This is a genomic window from Propioniciclava flava, from assembly GCF_004126535.1.
Lineage (GTDB): Bacteria > Actinomycetota > Actinomycetes > Propionibacteriales > Propionibacteriaceae > Propioniciclava > Propioniciclava flava.
In genome coordinates, this window is the sequence record NZ_PPCV01000003.1 from 19,914 (window position 1) to 38,946 (window position 19,033).

General features: G+C 68.8%; 14 protein-coding genes. 6 read left to right on the forward strand and 8 right to left on the reverse strand.

The annotated features are described in order from the left end of the window. Window positions 1-7: 7 nt before the first annotated feature. From C1706_RS04860 to C1706_RS04880, 5 genes are all read left to right on the forward strand, one after another. A complete protein-coding gene (locus C1706_RS04860) occupies window positions 8-1,342 on the forward strand; it encodes an ABC transporter substrate-binding protein (protein WP_129458113.1) in 1,335 nt (444 codons plus the stop codon). Beyond that, window positions 1,339-2,250, forward strand: coding sequence for a carbohydrate ABC transporter permease (locus C1706_RS04865; protein ID WP_129458114.1), 912 nt, complete (start codon window positions 1,339-1,341; stop codon window positions 2,248-2,250). The genes C1706_RS04860 and C1706_RS04865 overlap by 4 nt, the downstream gene beginning before the upstream one ends. After that, window positions 2,247-3,137, forward strand: a complete 891-nt coding sequence (locus C1706_RS04870; protein ID WP_129458115.1) for a carbohydrate ABC transporter permease — start codon at window positions 2,247-2,249, stop codon at window positions 3,135-3,137. The genes C1706_RS04865 and C1706_RS04870 overlap by 4 nt, the downstream gene beginning before the upstream one ends. A 109-nt stretch (window positions 3,138-3,246) precedes the next feature. After that, window positions 3,247-6,237: a glycoside hydrolase family 2 TIM barrel-domain containing protein gene (locus C1706_RS04875; RefSeq protein WP_129458116.1), complete on the forward strand. Its 2,991-nt coding sequence runs from the start codon at window positions 3,247-3,249 to the stop codon at window positions 6,235-6,237. 25 nt (window positions 6,238-6,262) lie between these two features. After that, window positions 6,263-8,497: an alpha-galactosidase gene (locus tag C1706_RS04880; protein WP_129458117.1), complete on the forward strand. Its 2,235-nt coding sequence runs from the start codon at window positions 6,263-6,265 to the stop codon at window positions 8,495-8,497. Between the two features lie 267 nt (window positions 8,498-8,764). Here the strand turns inward: C1706_RS04880 and C1706_RS04885 are convergent, their stop codons facing one another. From C1706_RS04885 to C1706_RS04910, 6 genes are all read right to left on the reverse strand, one after another. Next, a complete protein-coding gene (locus C1706_RS04885; RefSeq protein ID WP_129458118.1) occupies window positions 8,765-8,968 on the reverse strand; it encodes a helix-turn-helix transcriptional regulator in 204 nt (67 codons plus the stop codon). 3 nt (window positions 8,969-8,971) lie between these two features. Next, window positions 8,972-9,277 carry a hypothetical protein gene (locus tag C1706_RS04890; protein ID WP_129458119.1) on the reverse strand — a complete coding sequence of 102 codons (306 nt, stop codon included), beginning with the start codon at window positions 9,275-9,277 and terminating at the stop codon, window positions 8,972-8,974. 319 nt (window positions 9,278-9,596) lie between these two features. Next, the gene (locus tag C1706_RS04895) at window positions 9,597-9,863 is read right to left on the reverse strand and encodes an HPr family phosphocarrier protein (protein ID WP_129458120.1); all 267 of its coding nucleotides are present in this window, start codon (window positions 9,861-9,863) and stop codon (window positions 9,597-9,599) included. Between the two features lie 45 nt (window positions 9,864-9,908). Continuing rightward, window positions 9,909-11,957 carry a PTS fructose transporter subunit IIABC gene (locus tag C1706_RS04900; RefSeq protein ID WP_241653438.1) on the reverse strand — a complete coding sequence of 683 codons (2,049 nt, stop codon included), beginning with the start codon at window positions 11,955-11,957 and terminating at the stop codon, window positions 9,909-9,911. Window positions 11,958-12,070: 113 nt separating this feature from the next. After that, a complete protein-coding gene (locus C1706_RS04905) occupies window positions 12,071-13,090 on the reverse strand; it encodes a 1-phosphofructokinase family hexose kinase (protein ID WP_129458121.1) in 1,020 nt (339 codons plus the stop codon). Between the two features lie 111 nt (window positions 13,091-13,201). Continuing rightward, window positions 13,202-13,969 carry a DeoR/GlpR family DNA-binding transcription regulator gene (locus C1706_RS04910; protein WP_129458122.1) on the reverse strand — a complete coding sequence of 256 codons (768 nt, stop codon included), beginning with the start codon at window positions 13,967-13,969 and terminating at the stop codon, window positions 13,202-13,204. A gap of 140 nt (window positions 13,970-14,109) precedes the next feature. Here C1706_RS04910 and ptsP point away from each other — a divergent pair, with 140 nt between their 5' ends. Then, complete coding sequence (gene ptsP / locus C1706_RS04915) at window positions 14,110-15,774, forward strand: phosphoenolpyruvate--protein phosphotransferase (protein WP_129458123.1); 1,665 nt, start codon at window positions 14,110-14,112, stop codon at window positions 15,772-15,774. A gap of 72 nt (window positions 15,775-15,846) precedes the next feature. On the opposite strand, the gene C1706_RS04920 is transcribed toward ptsP, so the two are convergent. Together C1706_RS04920 and C1706_RS04925 are read right to left on the reverse strand one after the other, a co-directional pair. After that, a complete protein-coding gene (locus C1706_RS04920; protein WP_129458124.1) occupies window positions 15,847-16,893 on the reverse strand; it encodes a zinc-dependent dehydrogenase in 1,047 nt (348 codons plus the stop codon). Window positions 16,894-16,902: 9 nt separating this feature from the next. After that, entirely contained in the window at window positions 16,903-18,906 is a 2,004-nt protein-coding gene (locus tag C1706_RS04925; RefSeq protein WP_129458125.1) for a PTS mannitol transporter subunit IICBA, read from the reverse strand. Between the last annotated feature and the right edge of the window lie 127 nt (window positions 18,907-19,033).

A 19,033-nucleotide genomic window follows, 5' to 3' on the forward strand; every position in this document is an offset into this window, starting at 1 on the left:
GCCATAGATGTCCCGTCCGCAGACCGAAGCCGAGTACCTCGCACGCTTCCCCTCCGCCCCCGTGAGCGGTTTCTCCCGTCGCACCCTGCTCGGCGGCGCCCTCGCCCTCGGCGCCCTGGGCCTGTCCGCCTGCGCAAGCGGTGGCACCTCGACCACCCCCGGCGCCGCGGCGTCCGGGGCGGTCACGTTCGGCAACAACCAGGCCGATCCGGTCCCGAAGGCCGCGATCGAGGCCGTGGCCAAGGCGTTCCAGGACGCGAACGCGGGGCTGACCGTCAAGATGAACACCGTTGCCCACACCACGTTCCAGGAGAACATCAACAACTACCTGCAGGGCTCGCCGGACGACGCCTTCGGCTGGTTCGCCGGCTACCGCGCCCGCTTCTTCGCCTCCAAGAACCTCGTCGGCGACCTCTCCGACGTGTACAACGGCATCCAGGGCATTCCCGAGGGCCTGAAGAAGGCGTGCTCCACCGAAGACGGCAAGCAGATCGTCATCCCCGCCACCTACTACCCGTGGGTCGTCCTGTACCGGAAGAGCGTGTGGCAGGAGAACGGCTACACCGTCCCCAAGACCATCGACGAGTTCAAGGCGCTCGGCGACAAGATGAAGGGCAAGGGCCTCGCCCCCCTCGCGTTCGCCGACAAGGACGGCTGGGAGGCGATGGGCACCTTCGACATCCTCAACCTGCGCGTCAACGGGTACGACTACCACATCAACTTGATGGCCGGGAAGGAGGACTGGACCTCCGACAAGGTGGCCAAGGTGTTCGACCTGTGGAAGGGGCTGCTCCCCTACCACCAGGCGGACGCGCTGGGACGCAGCTGGCAGGAGGCCGCCCAGGCCCTGCAGAAGGGCCAGGCGGGCATGTACTACCTCGGCACCTTCGCGGCGCAGCAGTTCGCCAAGGGCGCCGAGCAGGACGACCTCGACTTCTTCGTGTTCCCCGAGGTCGACTCCACCATCGGCACCGGCGCCATCGAGGCACCGACCGACGGCTACATGATGTCCCGGCGGCCCAAGAACGAGGCCGGTGCCAAGAAGTGGCTGGGCTACCTGGGCACCGCCGACGCGCAGAACATCCTGGTGCAGGCCGACCCGTCGGTGATCGCCACGAGCCAGGGGGCGGACGTCACGAAGTACACCGACCTCCAGAAGAAGATGCTGGCCGTGCTGAAGGACGCCAAGGAGGTGGCGCTGTTCCTCGACCGCGACTCGCGGCCCGACTTCGCCTCCACCGTCATGGGGCCGGCGATCCAGAGCTTCATCAAGAACCCTGACGACATCACCTCGATTCTCAAGAACGTCGAGGCCCAGAAGAAGTCGATCTTCGCGTCATGACGGCGGCCACCAAAGCGCCGGTCACGGGCAGGCACCGGAAGGCCCGGCTGTCGACCCGTGACCGAGTCACCGTCGCGCTGATGATCCTCATCCCGACGGCGGTGGCGGCCACGCTGGTGTGGGTGCCGGCCATGGCCACGATCGTGATGTCGTTCTTCGACTGGGACGGGTTCAGCCCGTTCAGCGAAGCCAAGTTCGTCGGCACCCGGTGGTACACCGAGGCGGCGACGATCTACCCCGCGTTCTGGCCGGCCATCCAGCACAACGTGATCTGGCTGCTGGTGCTCTTCGGCATCGCCACGCCGATCGGCCTGCTACTCGCGGTGCTGCTCGATCGCGAGGCCTCGCACACGAAGTTCTACCAGACGTCGCTCTACCTGCCCGTGGTGCTGTCGATGGCCCTCATCGGCTTCATCTGGCAGCTGATGTTCAGCCGCGACCAGGGCCTGCTGAATGCCCTCCTGGGCACGACGATCGACTGGTACGGCGATCCCAACATCAACCTGTGGTCGGCCCTCATCGCCACCTCGTGGCGGCACGTGGGCTACGTCATGCTCCTCTACCTCGCCGGCCTCAAGGGGGTCGACGTGGCCCTGAAGGAGGCCGCGCGGATCGACGGTGCCTCCGAGGTGCAGACGTTCTTCCGGGTGGTGTTCCCGGTCATGTTCCCGATCAACGTGGTCGTGCTCGTCATCACATTCATCGACTCGCTCCGCGCGTTCGACCTCGTGTGGGTCATCAACCGGGGACGCAACGGCCTGGAACTCCTCGCTACCGAGGTCACCCGCAACATCGTGGGCGAGGCGCAACGCATCGGCTTCGGCTCGGCGCTGGCGACGATCATGCTCGTGATCTCGACCGTGTTCATCATCATCTACCTGCGCATCGTCATGAAGGAGGACCGATGACCACGTCCGCCGCACCCCTGCCGAAGCCGCGGCGCCCTTGGACGAGGGGCCGGATCGCGACCCACGCGTTCCTCGCGTTCATGACCATCCTGTGGCTCATCCCGCTCGTGTACGCGGTGCTGGCGTCGCTGCGCGACTACCAGTACACGGCGGAGCACGGCTACCTGAGCTTCGGCGGGTTCACGCTCAACAACTACGTGACCGCGTGGCAGGTCGGCGAGTTCGCCCAGAAGTTCCTCAACTCGGCGATCATCACGATCCCTGCCGTGGTGCTCACCCTGTTCCTGGCGTCGATGGTGGCCTTCGTGCTGGCCCGCTTCAACTGGACCCTCAACATCGTCATGCTTGGCGCCTTCACGGCTGGCAACCTGCTGCCACCCCAGGCCCTGCTGATCCCGGTGTACAAGATGTTCCAGGCGTTCGAGGTGCCGTTCTGGTTCAGCGCATCCGGCACGCTACTCAACTCGTACTGGGGGCTGATCGCGGTCAACGTGGGCTTCCAGATCGGCTTCTGCACCTTCGTCCTGTCGAACTACATGAAGGCCCTGCCGAAGGAGATCTACGAGTCGGCCATGGTCGACGGCGCGAGCATCTGGCAGCAGTACTGGAAGCTCACGCTCCCGCTGTGCCGCCCCTCGCTCGCCGCCCTCGCCACGCTCGAGATCACCTGGATCTACAACGAGTTCTTCTGGGCGACCGTATTGCTGCAGAACGGCGAGCTGTTCCCCATCACGAGCTCGCTGACGAACCTGTCCGGCGCGTTCTTCACCGACAACAACCTGGTGGCAGCGGGGGCGGTGATGATCGCCCTCCCGACGATCATCATCTACTTCGCGCTCCAGAAGCACTTCGTCGCCGGCCTCACCGTCGGGGCGACCAAGGGCTGACCCGCGAACCCGCCCCCGGCGCCGAGCCGGGGGCGGGTTCGCGTCCCACCTCGACCACCACCGGACGCCGCCCGCGTCCGCCACCACCGCCCGCCCGAGCGAGGAACCCATGCCTGCCACCGCCTCCCCCGACATCGCCTACATCGAGGAGATCTCCCCCGGCTCCGGACGCCGTGTGGCGCCACGGGCGCACCTGGACAGCAACTCTCCCGTGCTCGACCTGTGCGGGGACTGGCGGTTCCGCCTCTACCCGAGCGCCGGCGAGGCGGACGCCGCAGCGTCCGACCCGGGCTTCGACGACTCGGGCTGGGACGCCATCGACGTCCCGTCGCACTGGGTGCTGCGCGGCGACGGGCGCTGGGGGCGTCCGGCCTACACGAACGTGAAGTACCCGTTCCCGCTGGACCCGCCGCACGTCCCGGACGCGAACCCGACCGGCGACCACCGGCGGCGCTTCGGGCTGCCGCCCGACTGGCTCGCCGGCGGGCGCGTGTGGCTGCGGTTCGACGGGCTCGAGTCGTTGGGCCGGGTCTGGCTCAACGGCCATGAGGTCGGCGTCGTGCGCGGCAGCCGGCTGCGCCAGGAACTGGACGTGACGGACCAGGTCCGGGCGGGCGAGAACGTGCTGGTGGTCCGCGTGCACCAGTGGTCGGCCATGTCGTACGTCGAGGACCAGGACCAGTGGTGGCTTCCGGGGATCTTCCGCGAGGTCACCCTGCTGCACCGCCCCGACGCGGGCCTCGACGACGTGTGGCTGCGCGCCGACCGCGACCCTGCGACCGGACGCGGCACCCTGACCGTCGAGCTGTCGTGCCCGCCGGAGGCCTACCCCGTGCGGGTGAGGTGCCCCGAGCTGGGTCTGGAGGCCGAGCTTCGGGACGCCGCGGCGGCACACGCCCTCGACGTCGGCCCCGTCGAGCCGTGGAGCGCCGACGTACCCCGGCTGTACGAGGTGGTGGTGGCGAACGCCGCCGAGACGGTCACGGTGCGGACGGGCTTCCGTCGCGTCGAGGTCGTGGGCGACGCCTGGCTGGTGAACGGACGCCGCCTCCGCCTCCGCGGCGTGAACCGTCACGACTTCGACCCGATCGAGGGCCGCGTGTTCGACGCCCCGAAGGTGCGCGAGGCGATGCTGCTCATGAAGCGGCACAACATCAACGCGATCCGCACCAGCCACTACCCGCCCCACCCGGTGCTGCTCGACCTCGCGGACGAGTTGGGCTTCTGGGTCATCGACGAGTGCGACCTCGAGACGCACGGCTTCGAGACGAACGGCTGGGTCGGCAACCCCTCCGACGACCCCGATTGGCGCGAGGTCTACCTCGACCGCGCCCACCGCATGGTCGAGCGCGACAAGAACCATCCCTGCATCATCGCGTGGTCGCTCGGGAACGAGTCCGGGCAGGGGGGCAACCTGGCCGCAATGGCCACGTGGATCCGTCGGCGCGACCCGGGGCGTCCGGTGCACTACGAGAACGACCACACCGACCGCTACGTCGACGTGGTGTCGCGCATGTACGCCACCGTCGAGGAACTCGTCGAGCTCACCCGGACGCGACCGGGTCGCCCGATCATCGAGTGCGAGTACGTCCACGCGATGGGCAACGGCGCCGGCGGGATCGCCACGTACGAGGCCACATTCGACGCGCATCCGGCGCTCCACGGCGGCTTCGTGTGGGAATGGCGCGACCACGGCATCCTCACGGCCACCGCCGACGGCACCCCGTTCCACGCCTACGGCGGCGACTTCGGCGAGGTCTTCCACGACGGGAGCTTCGTGTGCGACGGCATGGTGCTGGCCGACGGGACGCCGACCCCGATGCTCGCCGAGTACGCGGCGGTGGTGACGCCCATCAAGGTGGTCCTGGCGGCCGAAGGGGTGACCGTCGACAACCGGCGCCACGACGGCGACACCGGCGACCTCACCTTCGGGTGGGTGCACGAGGTCGACGGCCACGCGGTGGCGTCCGGGGTCCTGGCCGTACCGCCGGTTGCGGCAGGCGACTCCACGTCCGTGCCCCTACCGACCCTCGACCGCGGCGCGGCGGGTGAGCACTGGCTCACCGTCACCGCGGCCCTGGCCGACCGGACGCCGTGGGCCACGGCCGGGCACGTGGTCACCACCGCACAGCTGCCGCTCGGGGTCGTCGAGCCGGGGGCGTCCGCCGCGCCGGTGGCCGCCCCGGAGCCCGCCGTCCCCAGCGACGACGGGGGGTACGCCCTCGGCGAGGCCCGGTTCGACCGCTGGGGACGCCTGCTGTCGGTGGGCCCGCTCCCCGTCCTCGGCGGGGAGGTCACGTTGTGGCGCGCCCCCACCGAGAACGACTCCCTCGCGACGCGCGGGTCGTATGAGCTGGCCGACCCGGCCGAGACCATGGGGCTCGGCGTCGACGGGCCGTCGTCCGCCGAACGGTGGCGGGAGGCCGGGCTCGACCGGCTGCAGCCGCGGCTCGTGGCGCTGGTGCCAGGGCCCGACGGGCTCACCACGCGGTACCTGCTCGCCGCCGCCAACTCGGCGCAGCACCTGACCGTCGAGCAGCGGTGGCGGTGGTCAGCCGGCGCCCTGCAGCTGGACGTCGACGTCCAGCCGTCGGCGGGCTGGACCGTCACGTGGCCGCGCGTGGGCGTCCACCTGCGGCTGCCCGCCGGGTACGCCGAGGCGTCGTGGTTCGGCACGGGCCCGGGCGAGAACTACGCCGACAGCCGGGTCGCCGCGCGCGTGGGCCGGTTCTCGGCCGCCGTCGACGACCTCACCGTGCGGTACGCCGTCCCGCAGGAGAGCGGGCACCGCGAGGCGCTGCGTGAACTTCGGCTGGCCGGCGAGGGCCTGCCTTCGTTCAGCGTGACCACCACCCCCGTGGCCGGGGCCCGCCCCGGCTTCGTGGTGGCGCGCCACAGCGCCGAGGAGTGGACGTCCGCCCGCCACCCCCACGAGCTTCCCCGCTCCCACGGCGTCCACCTCTACCTCGACCTGGCACAGCACGGCCTCGGCTCCCGCTCGTGCGGGCCGGACGTCCGGCCCGAACACGCGCTCTGGCCGCGTCCGGTGGCGGCGTCCGTCCTGTTCAGGGTCGGCCACGTCGACCGTGCCGACGGCTGACCACCCCCGCCCACCGGAGGACCCGATGACCACGCCCCCCGTCCACGCCTTCGTCCACCTGCGCTCCGAGGGCGTGAGCGTGCTGCTGGACTGCACCCGGGGCCGGCTGCCGGCTCTCGCCCACTGGGGTGCCGACCTCGGGGAGGTGTCCGCCGCGGACGCCCTCCGCCTCGTCGAGGGCGGCGTCCACCCCATCCCCCACAACATCGTGGACGAGCCGGTCCGCGTGGCGCTGCTCCCCGAGTCGTGGACCGGCTGGGCCGGTCGCCCGGGTCTCAGCGGTTCGCGGGGCGGGCGGGACTGGTCACCGAGGTTCACCACCACGGCCCTCACCGTGGCCGGCCGGGCGGTCGAGTCGCCGGGCGGCGACGCGACCGTCGTCGCCGGGGGGTGCGCGCTCGTCGAGGTCGCCGCCGTCGACGACGTGGCCCGCCTGGGGCTGCTGCTGCTTGTCGAACTGCTGCCGGGTGGCGTGCTGCGCTCCCGGGCCCGGGTCACCAACCTGGCCGCCACGGCCTACCAGCTGGACGATCTGGTGCTGGCCTACCCCGTCCCCCCGGTGACGCGGGAGCTCCTCGACCTCTCCGGCCGCTGGGGCCGGGAACGCTCGCCCCAACGGCGCGGCTTCACGGTCGGCGTCCACCTCCGGGAGGGACGCCGCGGCCGGACGGGCGCCGACGCGGCCACCGTGCTGCACGCCGGGACGCCGGGGTTCGGCTTCGCCCACGGGGAGGTGTGGGGGGTGCACACCGGATGGAGCGGCAACCACACCCACTACGCCGAACGCTTGGCCACGGGCGAGCAGGTCGTCGGCGGCGGGGAGCTGCTGCTCCCCGGTGAGGTGGTGCTCACCGAGGGTGAGAGCTACACCTCGCCGTGGGTGTACGGCTCGTACGGGACGGGGCTGGACGCCGTCGCCCGGCGCTTCCACCGCTACCTGCGCTCACGGCCGCAGCACCCCGCCACGCCCCGGCCGGTGACCCTCAACACGTGGGAGGCCGTGTACTTCGACCACCGGCTGGAGCCGCTGGTGGAACTGGCCGAGAAGGCGGCCGCGATCGGCGTCGAACGGTTCGTCCTGGATGACGGCTGGTTCGGATCGCGCCGCGACGACCACGCCGGGCTGGGCGACTGGTGGGTCTCGCCCGAGGTGTGGCCGCAAGGGCTGCACCCGCTGGTCGACAGGGTCACGCAGTTGGGGATGCAGTTCGGCCTGTGGGTCGAGCCGGAGATGGTCAACCTGGACTCCGACATCGCCCGCGCCCATCCGGAGTGGGTCATGGCGACCGGAGGGCGGACCCCCGTCCCGTCGCGCCACCAGCAGGTGCTGAACCTGGGCATTCCGGAGTGCTACGCCCACATCCGCGACGCCCTGTTCGCGATCCTCGCGCAGTACGACATCGCCTACCTGAAATGGGACCACAACCGCGACCTCGTCGACGCGGGCAGCCACCCCGACGGGCGTCCCGGCGTCCACGCGCAGACCCTGGCCGTCTACCGGCTGCTGGACGAGCTCCGCGCGGCCCACCCACGGTTGGAGATCGAGTCGTGTTCCTCGGGCGGGGGGCGGGTGGACCTCGGCATCCTCCAGCGCACCGACCGGGTGTGGGTGTCGGACTGCATCGACCCCCACGAACGCCAGATGATGCAGCGCTGGACGGCGCAACTCCTCCCCCCCGAGTTGCTGGGCTCCCACGTCGCCTCACCCACCTCGCACACCACGGGCCGCACCCACGACCTCGGCTTCCGCGCGGCCACCGCGCTCTTCGGCCACTTCGGGATTGAGTGGGACCTGCGTCGGGCCTCCGAGCGTGACCTGGCCGAGCTGTCCGCGTGGGTCGCGTTCCACAAGCAGCAGCGCGACCTGCTCCACCGTGGCGACCTGGTGCGGCTGGACTTCCCCGACGGCTCGATGACGGCGACCGCCGTCATCGCGCCGGACCGGTCGCGGGCGCTCTACTCCTTCGCCAGCGTGGACCGTGCGGACGTCGTGCTGCTGGGCCGGCTGCGCTTCGCGGGCCTCGACCCCGACCGCCGGTACCGGGCGCGCCCCCTGATGGTGGGCACCCCTCCGTCCGGCCTGTTCCCGCCTCCGTGGTGGGGCGTGGGGACGGCCGTGGGCCAGGCGTCCGGCGGCGGCCCCGAGGGGGCGCACGCCGGGGTCGAGCTCCCCGGAAGGATCCTGACCGAGGTGGGGCTGGCCCACGCGCCGGTCGACCCCGACCATGTGGTGATCTTCGCCGTGGACGCCGTCGGCTGACCGACGGGCCGGCGTCCGCGGAGCCGCCGGGGTCGACGACCTGCCGGCCCCACCGGTCGTGGTGTCGGTGGTGGGCGTCCGGGTCGTGCTCGTGGGTGTGCTCGAAGGGCGGGTGCCGATGCCGATGCCGGGTCCCCGTCGGCACGGCCGTGCCGTGCTCGTGCTGGTGGTGTTCGTCGTGCGTGTGCCAGGGGTCGTGGCTGATCGGCTCGTGCCGATGGGGGGGGAACTCCCACGTTCAGTGGGAGTGCAGGAACAAGGGAGGAACTAGTCGTCGGTCTCTGGTGAGGTGAAGATCTCCTCGATGGCGCGGTCGAAGACGCGGGCGAGCCTGAACGCGAGAGGGAGCGAGGGATCGAACCGCCCGCGCTCGATGGAGATAATTGTCTGCCGAGAAACGCCGACTTGATCCGCAAGGCGCTGTTGCGACCATCCTTTCTGTCGACGTAGCTCGGGCAGCACGTTCTGCATCGCTCAGCCTTGGCGTTGCTGGATGACGTACCGAACAGCACACGATGCCATCGCGATCAGGATGACAGCAGAGAGAGCAACTGTTGCTGAGATGTCGATCCGCGCAAACACGATGGCCGCAGTCCCGAGCCCTGTCGTCATCAAGGTGTCAGAGAAAGCGCCGCTGGCAGCTCGGTCAAACCAGACCGACTCAACCGATTGTTCTGGGTTTTTCATTGCTCCTCGAACGGTGTCGCGGTCAACGATCAGCGCCCAGGCCAGGCCTGTGCACACCCAGACCATCGTGATGGCAATGGCGATGCCACCCACAAGGCTGGGAGTCTCCCGCCGCCAAACCTCACGCGCCCCCACCTGGTTCGAGCATCCGGTGCTAGCGCCGCGTTGCCGATTTCCTCGTTCATGCCCTCTCCTAAGCGTAAAGCGTGCTCGACTCTTCACTCAGCATGGCGCGTCAAGCACGCCTGACGCAGGCATGGGCCAGCCATCGCCATCTAGGCTCCCTGAGGGCTGCACGCCAGATGGTCAAGATGAAGGCCGCGAGGATGCGCCACCGTCTCCCACGACGAATACCTCTGCCCAGGACGACGAACGGCCCGCCCCCGAAGGGACGGGCCGTTTGGTGCGTGGCTCAGGCGTCGAGATCCTTCTCGATGAGCGCGGCGATCGCCTCGACGGCGTCCGCGTTATCGGAGGTCACGACGACCTCCGCGCCCTTCTCAGCGCCGAGCGTCATGATCATCAGGCTGGACGCCGCATCGACGCCGTCCTCGTCGTCCCCACCCACCAGGGTCAGGGTGATCTCGTCGTCGTAGCCGTCGGCGGCTTCGGCGATGATGGCGGCGGGGCGGGCATGGAGGCCGACGGAGGACCCGACGGTGACGGTCTTGCTTGCCATGTTTTTCTCCTTAAGTCACAACGTGGTTGGGGATCAGGCTACTGATCAAGCGGCCTGGATGGGGGTCTTCTTCTGGGTGAACTGCTTCAGCGCGATAACCAAAGCGGCGCTGACCACAACCCCGATCGCAATGGCGATGAGGAAGCCCAGGAAGTTCTGGATGGCGAAGAACACGAACACGCCACCGTGAGGGGCGTAGCTGCCGACACCCAGTGCCATCGTGAGGGCACCGGTGACCGCGCCGCCGACCATCATCGACGGGATGACGCGCAGCGGGTCCGCTGCCGCGAACGGGATGGCACCCTCGGAAATGAAGGCCAGACCCAGCAGCCACGACGACTGACCGTTCTCCCGTTCGGCCTTGTTGAACAGAGCCTTGCGGACGAACGTCGCGACGGACATCGCGATGGGGGGCACCATGCCTGCCGCCATGACGGCCGCCATGATCTGCAGCGAAGCGGGATCATCCGGCATCAGACCGGCAGTAGCGAACAGGTAGGCGGCCTTGTTGACCGGACCGCCCAGGTCGAAGCACATCATCAGACCAAGAACGATGCCCAAGACGATCTTGGAACCACCCGACATGCCCGTGAGCCCAGTCTTCATCGCCAGCGTCAGCGAAGCCAGGGGCGCGCCGATCAGGAAGTACATCAACCCGCCCACGATCAACGTGGTCACCAGAGGAATCACCACCACCGGCATCAACCCGGCGAGCCAGCGAGGCACCTTGCGGTTGGACAGCCACAGCGCCACGACGCCTGCCAGGAGGCCGGTAAAGATGCCACCGAGGAAGCCTGCGCCCAGCGTCGCGGAGATCGCGCCACCGACGAAGCCGGGAGCGATACCCGGGCGTCCGGCGATGCCGTAGGCGATGTAGCCCGACAACGCCGGGACGAGGAAGCCGAACGCAGCCCCACCGATCGTGAACAGCACCGCGCCCAGGTAGTCGACCCCGGCACCCCAGCCGGTATCGATAGCCAGCTTGGCGATGCTCGTCGCCTTGGCGCAGGCGCCGGGATCGGCCCACGTCAACGCCGCACAGGTGCGGGCCGCGGAACTGGAGCCGGGGGCCAACGCGATGTCGAAGCCACCGAACAGGAACCCGAGGGCGATCAGGAGGCCGCCCGCAGCCACGAACGGCAGCATGTAGGAGACGCCCGTCATCAGGGCCTGCATGACCTTCTTGCCGACGCTGAGCTGGGCGCCCTCCCCCGCGGACTCCTCGCTGGCGGCGCCTCCGGCAGCCACCTTCCGGGCCTGCGGGTTGTCCGCAGCGGCCAGCGCTTCGGTGATCATGACGCCAGGCTCATTGATGGCGCGCTTGACGCCCGACTCGATGACCGGCAGCCCCGCGAAGCGCGACATGTCCTTGACGCCGACGTCGGTGGCGAAGATGGCGGCACGAGCGCGGGCGATGGTGGCGGCGGGAAGCGGCGTCACACCGCCGGAGCCCTGGGTCTCCACCTGGACGTCGACGCCCGCCTCTTTTCCTGCCGCGACGAGGGAATCGGCTGCCATGTAGGTGTGCGCGATCCCGGTCGGGCACGCCGTCACCGCGACGATGAGCGGGCGCTCGCTGGCCTGCGCTGCGGCTGGCGCGACCGAGGATGCTACAGGTGCGGCCGGCGCGTCGTCGGCGGGCCGCTCGGGGGGATTCACCACCCCGTCCACGAGGGCGACGATCTCCGCCGGGCTGCTCGCTGCCCGCAGGGAGGCCAAGAAGTCCTTCTTGACCAGGGCACGCGCCAGCTTGGTCAGCAGCTTGAGGTGATCCGCATCCCCGTCTGCTGCCGCGGCGATGAGGAAGACGAGGTCGGCGGGGCCATCTTTGGCCCCGAAGTCGACCGGATGGGACAGGCGAGCGAACGCAAGGGAGGCCTCCTTGACCGCCGCGGAGCGGCAGTGCGGGATGGCGAAGCCTCCGGGCAACCCGGTGGCGGCCTTCGACTCTCGTTCCAGCGCGTCGGCGGTCAGGCCTGCGGCGTCAGCGCGTCCGGCGGCCTGGACGAGCCCGGCCAGGGACGCGATCACGTCTTGTTTGGTGGCGCCCAAGTCGGTATCGAGCGCGACGAGGGATTCGGTGATGAGGGGCACAGCTTGTCCCTTCCAACAGGTGGTGTGCGGATAGTGAGGGATCTGCACCAGCAGACCTTGAGTGCTCACCGAGGCCCGGAAGGGCCGCGAAGGGCGAAAGGAAGCAGCCCGGGTCAGACCCGGTGCGGAAGCGTGACGGCCGTGACGACGGGGGCGCCGGGCAGGTCGGAACGGGTGGGAAGCGTGGTTCCGGGCAGCGAGGCTGCGGCGGTTCCATACGCGATGGCAGAAGCCAGGCAAGCAGGAGCGGACTCTCCCGCCACCTCGGCGAGGATGAAACCCGCAACCGAAGAGTCGCCCGCCCCGACGGTGCTGGCCACGTCGATGCGGGGAGCCTGGCCGTACCAGGCGCCCTCGGCGTTGACGAGGACGGCCCCCGAGCCACCCAAGGTGACCAGGACGTTCGCGATCCCGCGATCCCGCAGGGTCGCAGCCGCGGCGACGATCCCCGACAGGTCACCCTCGGCTGCGGCGCGCTCGAAGGCCGCCGCGTCACCGCCGGTGAGCTGTGCGAGTTCTTCGGAGTTGGGTTTGATGAGGTCGAAGGGCGCATGCGGCAGGGCCGCCAGCACGGCGTCTAAAGCCGCTCCGGAGGTGTCGATCGCCACCAGGGTGTCGTCGGTGCGAACGGCGGCAGCGAGCGTGGCGTACCAGTCGACGGGGGCGCCGGGTGGCAGCGACCCCGACAACACGACCCAGGAGGCGCCGCGGGCCACGTCGGTGAGCGCCTCGGCGGCCAGCGCGACCTGCGCGGAGGTCAGTTCCGGGCCTGCCTCGTTGATCTTCGTCGTGGTGCCGTCCGGCTCGGTGATGGTGGTGTTGACGCGGACGCGCTGCGGCGCCTTGAGGGGGACGCCGACGACGGTGAGCGGCGTCTGGGCTCGATCACTCAACGCGCGATACGGGGCATCGATCGCTGCGGCGACGACGGCGACCGCGACTCCGGCGTTGAACAAGACCTGGGCCACGTTGACGCCCTTGCCCGCGGCCTGCTCGAACACGCCGGTGGCTCGTTGCACTTCGCCGCGTTCCAGGGCCTGCCCCAGGGCGATCGTCCGGTCGATGCTGGGGTTGGCGGTGAAGGTGACGACGGCAGGCGTCGTGGCTTCCCGCGCGAAGCTGCTGTTACCCATGTCCACTCCCTTGGGGCAATGTTGGTATGTCTGTTTCTATCTTGGTTTTGACCGCTTGGCAAGACCAAAACCCAAAAAAGGGTGTGGGATCGCGTGGATTTCGCGTCAGGTTCAGGCGATCTCCACCGTGAGCCCCGCCACGCGCAGTTCCTCAGCTCGCTCCTGCGGGAGACGCGCGTCGGTCACCAGCGCGTCCACCTCATCAACCTCGGCGAACCGGACGAGGTACTCGTTGTCCATCTTGGACGCGTCCCCCAGGACGAAGACCTGCGCCGCACAGCGCGCCATGGCCCGCTTGACCGCACCTTCGTGAGGGTCGGGAGTCGAGAAGCCGTGCTCGGCCGAAATCCCATTCGTGCCCAGGAACGCCACATCCACCCGCAACTGCCGCAAGACACTCAGCGCGGGTTCCCCGACGGTCGCCTGGGTGAGGTTACGCACCTGCCCGCCCAGCATCATGACCTCCAGGTCACCCCGAGCGGCGAGCATCTCCGCGGCCGATACCGAGTTCGTGACCACGAGCGACACCCATTCCGGCAGCAACGAGCACAGGCGTCCCGTCGTCGTACCCGCGTCGATGATGACGGTCAAACCCTCGCGGCGGGGCAACAGACCCATCGCCGCCCGGGCGATGGCCAGCTTCTCCTCAGGGAAGCTGGTCTGCCTACTGTCGAGGGACGCCTCCGCCAAGCGCAGCTTCTCCGCGGGAACCGCACCGCCGTGAACCCTGCTCAGGAGCCCGCGCCCCGAAAGCGCGTCCAGGTCGCGGCGGATCGTTTCGGGAGTGACGTCGAAACGCGTCGCCAGTTCCGCCACCGACACCCGGCCCAGCCCGCGGGCGCGCGTCACGATCTCGTGCTGGCGTTCTTCTGCGTACATCGAGACCCCTTCGTCAACCGACCAAGAGCAGACTCGATCGGACATGATGAACGGTCCCGGTATACCGACTTTATGTTGACCCGGCAAGCCCGGGGCGGGATGATCGGAGGGTTAACGCCCCGCAACGCAGAGGAAAAACAATGGAGAAAAAGACTGTGCGTGGCACCGGAGTGGTCGGCGGGTACGCGTACGCCCCCGCAGCATGGACACGACCGGCCTATGTACCGCCCGCCACGGCATCGCACGTCGCCGAAGACGCCCGACCCGCCGAGGTGGAACGCTTCAAGGCAGCCGCAGACGCCGTAGCCAGCCGCTTCACCGAACGCGCCAGCGCCGCCACCGGCGTCGCCACCGAAGTCCTCGGCGCAACCGCAGCCCTCGCCCGGGATCGTGGCTGGATCCGTGCGGCCACCAAGCTCATCAACGGCGGCGAGCAGGCCGAGCAGGCGACCGCGAAAGCAATTGACCAGTTCGTCGTCCAATTCGAAAAGGTCGGCGGGCTCATGGCCGAGCGCACCACCGACCTGAAGGACATCCGCGATCGCGTCGTGGCCGAACTCATGGGGCTGCCCGAGCCGGGCGTCCCGAAGCCCACCAGCCCCGTCGTGCTGTGCGCCCAGGACTTGGCGCCCGCCGACACCGCCGGGCTCGATCCCACCATGATCAAGGCCCTCGTCACCCGCTTCGGTGGTCCGACGAGCCACACCGCGATCATCGCCCGCCAGCTCGGCATCCCCTGCATCGTGGCCGCGTCCGACCTGGAGAGCGTCGTGGAAGGCGCCCCCATCTTGGTGGATGGCACCAGCGGCATCATCACGCTGTCGCCGGATCCGGCCCAGGCTCAGGAACTCGTGAAGCAGGACGCCGCGCTGCGCGAGGAGATCCGCGGCTGGGCGGGCCCCGCCCAGACCGCCGACGGCGTCCACGTGCAATTGCTCGCGAACGTGTCCGATGGTGCAGCCGCGCGCAAGGCCAGCACGTCCCCCGCCGAAGGTGTGGGCCTCTACCGCACCGAGCTGAGCTTCCTCACCGCCCAAACGGAACCGTCTGTGGCCGAGCAGGCCGCGATCTACAGCGAGGTGTTCTCCGCGTTCCCCGGCCAGAAGGTCGTGGTGCGGACGCTGGACGCCGGTTCCGATAAGCCGGTCCCCTTCGCGAACCACGAAGAGGAGGAGAACCCGGCCCTCGGCGTCCGCGGTATCCGCCTGGGCTGGAAGAACCCGGGCCTGGTGGAGCGCCAACTCGACGCGATCGCCCAGGCCGCCGAAGACAACGGCGTGGAGAAGCCGTGGGTGATGGCGCCCATGGTCGCCACCGTCGATGAGGCGTTCGAGTTCGCGCAGAAGTGCCGTGAGCGCGATCTGACCCCCGGCATCATGGTCGAGGTTCCGGCGGTGGGCATCATGCCGGACGCCTTCCTCAAAGAGGTCGACTTCTTCTCGATCGGCACCAACGACCTGACGCAGTACACGATGGCGTCAGACCGGATGGCCAGCAGCCTCGCGATGCTGACCGACCCCTGGCAGCCCGCCGTGCTGCGGCTGGTGCAAAACGCCGCCGCCGCCGGTCAGCGCGTCAACAAGCCGGTCGGCGTGTGTGGTGAAGCGGCGGCCGATCCGCTGCTGGCCTGCGTCCTGATCGGGTTGGGCATCACGTCCCTGTCGATGGCCGTCAACGCCATCCCGGCGGTCGGCGTCCAACTCGGCAAGGTGAGCCTGCAAAAGTGCCAGCAGGTCGCCGCGCAGGTGGTGGAGTCCCGCAACTCCCGTGACGCCAAGGAGTTGGCGGCGGCACTGCTGAGGTGAGCCCCACCTCGGAGCAACACGAAGGCGGGCGTCCCGGAATCGGGGCGCCCGCCTTCGCGGTCCGGGGACGGGTTACGGCTCGACAGTCACCTTGATGGCCTCACCACGAGCGACAATGTCGAACGCCTCCAAGGCATCCGCCAACGGCACGTGCCGGGTGATGAGGTCCTTCACGGGGATCTGACCGCTCGCGATGTAAGCCAGGGCCCGCTTGTGATGCTCGGGCGCAGAACCGTTGGCCCCATGGATGTGGAGCTGACGGTAGTGGACGAGGTTGCTGTCCAGCGCGATGGTCGGGTTGTTCTTGGGAAGGCCCCCGAAGAACGAGATGCGTCCGTTGCGGGCCGCCATGGCGACGGCCTGCTCCTGGGTGATGTTCGCGGGGGTGGCCGTGATGATCACATCGGCGCCCCGCCCCTTCGTGAGCTTGAGCACCTCTTCGACCACGTTGACGCTCGACCCGTCGATCGTGATGTCGGGGTGCACCGCGTCGGCGGTCATCTTCAGCCGTTCGGCGTTGATGTCGATCAGGATGATCGTGCCCGCCTTGTGGACGCCGCGCGCAATGCGCACGTGCATCGCGCCGATCGGGCCCGCACCGAAGACGACGACGACGTCGCCCTCCTCGATGCCGATCTGCTCCTGGGCGTTGATCGCGCACGCGAAGGGCTCCGCAGCCGAAGCCTCGTCAAAACCCACCCCGTCGGGGATGTGGTTGAGGCCGTCGACCTTGAGCACCGCAGCCGGGACGATCATGTACTCGGCGAAACCGCCGTCGTACTGGTACCCGATGGACGTCTGGTTCTCACAGACCTCCATCCAGCCCTTGCGACACTCGTGGCATTCCCCGCAGGGCACGGCCGCGATGACTTGAACGCGGTCACCGACCTGGAACCCGCCCAGCGCGTCCGCACCCACCTCGACGACCTCACCGGCAATTTCGTGACCCATCGTGGTCACCCGCGTGATGTTGGGGTGGCCGTTGTTGCGAATCTTGACGTCAGTGCCGCAGGTGGAACAGTTCCGGACGCGGATCTTCACCTCGTCGGGGCCCGCCACGGGTTCGGGGACGTCCTCGAGCCGCACGTCACCGGGTGCATAGAACCTCAGTGCCTTCATGGTGATGAATCACTCCTCTTCTTCGGGTGTCAGCAGGTCGAGAACCTCGTCCACGCTCGTGACGGTGCGCAGCTTCGCAGACTTGGTCTTGTCGGCCAGGGTAGACGCGAGAGCGGACAAGACGCCGATGTGCTCGTCGCTGTTAGATGCGATCGGGATGATGACGTAGGCCGTCTGACCGTCCCAATCGATGCCGTCGGGGAACTGCAAGAACCCCAGGGCTGCGGACTTGATGTGCGCACGGGCCTCGTTCGTCCCGTGCGGAATCGCGACACCGGCGCCCAGGAACGTCGACGTCTGCAGCTCACGCGCCAGCATGCCGTCGATGTATCCCGGATCCGCCGCCCCGCCGGAGACCAGCACCGCACCGGCCTGCCGGATCGCGTCCTCCTTATCGCGTGCCGTCAGACCCAGCCGGACGTTGCCCTTCGGCAGGACGCCCGCGTCCAGGGTCTTCTTGCGCTTCTTCGGGGCGGCGGACGCCTCCGGGTCCGCGGAGGTATGGGGGGCGCCGGTAAGTTCGCCGAGGCCGGTCGGCGAGAGCAGTCGGCGCTCCTTGACGGCCTTCTCGACGCGGTCGAAGGCCGGGTCGCCCATGTAGTTGGCGAACGGGACGACGACGGCGTGCGGGGCTGTGGCGACGGCCCGGTTGACGAGGCCGTCCTGGGTGAGGACCACTTGCGCGTCTGCGGGGATCGAGTCGACGGGGGTGTGCGTGACCTCGACACCGTAGGGCGCGAGCCGCTTCTTCATCTGGGATGCAACCATGACGGAGGAGCCCATGCCCGCGTCGCAGGCGATGACCAGGCGCTTCACGTCGCCGCCGTTGATGGTGCGCACACCCGCGGCTGCGGAGGCTCCGGGGGCGGCGAGCAGATCGTTCCCCATGGTCGTCACGGTGTCGTCGGCCACCTCGGTATCGGCATCGTCTTGACCGCGTCCGAACTTCAGCAACGCGGAGGCCACGACGAAGGAGACGACCGTCGCCGTGGTGACCGTGGCGATCATGGCGAGGTGACCGCCGGGAGGCGTCACGAGGAAGTAGGCGATGATCGAGCCCGGCGAGGCGGCCGCGACGAGACCTGCATGGAGCCATGTGGCCACGAACAGACCCGACATGGAGCCCGCAATCGTGGCCAGGATCATGACGGGCTTCATCAGCACATAGGGGAAGTAGATCTCGTGGATACCGCCCAGGAAGTGAATGATGATCGCCCCGGGTGTCGCGGGGCGGAGCTTCTTCGGGCCGAAGAACATGAAGGCGAGCAGCAGGCCCAGCCCGGCTCCAGGGTTCGACTCGACCATGAACAAGATGGACTCGCCGGTGGCCTGAACGTCGATCGCGGCCAACGGGGTGAAGATGCCGTGATTGATGGCGTTGTTGAGGAACAGGACCTTCGCGGGCTCCACGAACAGGGAGGCCAGCGGCAATAACCCGGCCTTGACAAGGAAGTCGACCCCCGCGGCCAGCACCCCGATCAGCACTGACAACACGGGCCCCACACCCAGGACGCCGAGAATGGCGAACAGCAGGCCGAGGATGCCCAAGGAGAAGTTGTCCACCAGCATCTCGAAGCCGGAGGGGATCTTGCCGTCGATGGCCTTGTCCAGCAGCCGCAGCACGAACGCGGCGAGCGGCCCCAGGATCATGGCCCCGAGGAACATGGGCGTGCCGCCGTCAAACGTGGGCAGTTGCGGCAGGCCGCCGACGATGACCCCGGCGGTGGCGATGGCGCCGATGACGGCACCTCGCTGTCCGTGCACCATCCGGCCGCCGGTGTAGCCGATCAGGACCGGCAGCAGGTAGTACAGCATCGGGGCGACGAGTTGAGCCAAGACGGGGTTCGGCAACCAGCCCGTCTTGATGAACAGTGCGGCGATCAGGCCCCAGGCGATGAAAGCGCCGATGTTCGGCATGATCATGCCGGCCAGATACCCGCCGACTCGTTGGACCTGGGCCCGGACGCCGGGGCCCTGCAAATTCTTGTTGACGCGTGCGTCAGGAAGAGTCATCGGTGACCTCCATGTGTGACCGATCGCGGCTCTGCGAGTCGGGCGGGGTGTCACACCCACAGCCGTATATTTCCGGCAAACACAGGAGAAGTCAAGAGATAAACGTATGACCAAAGAGCAATAGTGT

Bases quoted from the DNA above. Each gene is read 5' to 3' on its own strand.
- C1706_RS04865 (WP_129458114.1), top strand. From the start codon at position 1,339: ATGACGGCGGCCACCAAAGCGCCGGTCACGGGCAGGCACCGGAAGGCC.
- C1706_RS04895 (WP_129458120.1), bottom strand. From the start codon at position 9,863: ATGGCAAGCAAGACCGTCACCGTCGGGTCCTCCGTCGGCCTCCATGCC.
- C1706_RS04905 (WP_129458121.1), bottom strand. From the start codon at position 13,090: ATGGGTAACAGCAGCTTCGCGCGGGAAGCCACGACGCCTGCCGTCGTC.
- C1706_RS04875 (WP_129458116.1), top strand. From the start codon at position 3,247: ATGCCTGCCACCGCCTCCCCCGACATCGCCTACATCGAGGAGATCTCC.
- C1706_RS04920 (WP_129458124.1), bottom strand. From the start codon at position 16,893: ATGAAGGCACTGAGGTTCTATGCACCCGGTGACGTGCGGCTCGAGGAC.
- C1706_RS04885 (WP_129458118.1), bottom strand. From the start codon at position 8,968: ATGCAGAACGTGCTGCCCGAGCTACGTCGACAGAAAGGATGGTCGCAA.
- C1706_RS04910 (WP_129458122.1), bottom strand. From the start codon at position 13,969: ATGTACGCAGAAGAACGCCAGCACGAGATCGTGACGCGCGCCCGCGGG.
- C1706_RS04870 (WP_129458115.1), top strand. From the start codon at position 2,247: ATGACCACGTCCGCCGCACCCCTGCCGAAGCCGCGGCGCCCTTGGACG.
- C1706_RS04860 (WP_129458113.1), top strand. From the start codon at position 8: ATGTCCCGTCCGCAGACCGAAGCCGAGTACCTCGCACGCTTCCCCTCC.
- C1706_RS04880 (WP_129458117.1), top strand. From the start codon at position 6,263: ATGACCACGCCCCCCGTCCACGCCTTCGTCCACCTGCGCTCCGAGGGC.
- ptsP (WP_129458123.1), top strand. From the start codon at position 14,110: ATGGAGAAAAAGACTGTGCGTGGCACCGGAGTGGTCGGCGGGTACGCG.
- C1706_RS04925 (WP_129458125.1), bottom strand. From the start codon at position 18,906: ATGACTCTTCCTGACGCACGCGTCAACAAGAATTTGCAGGGCCCCGGC.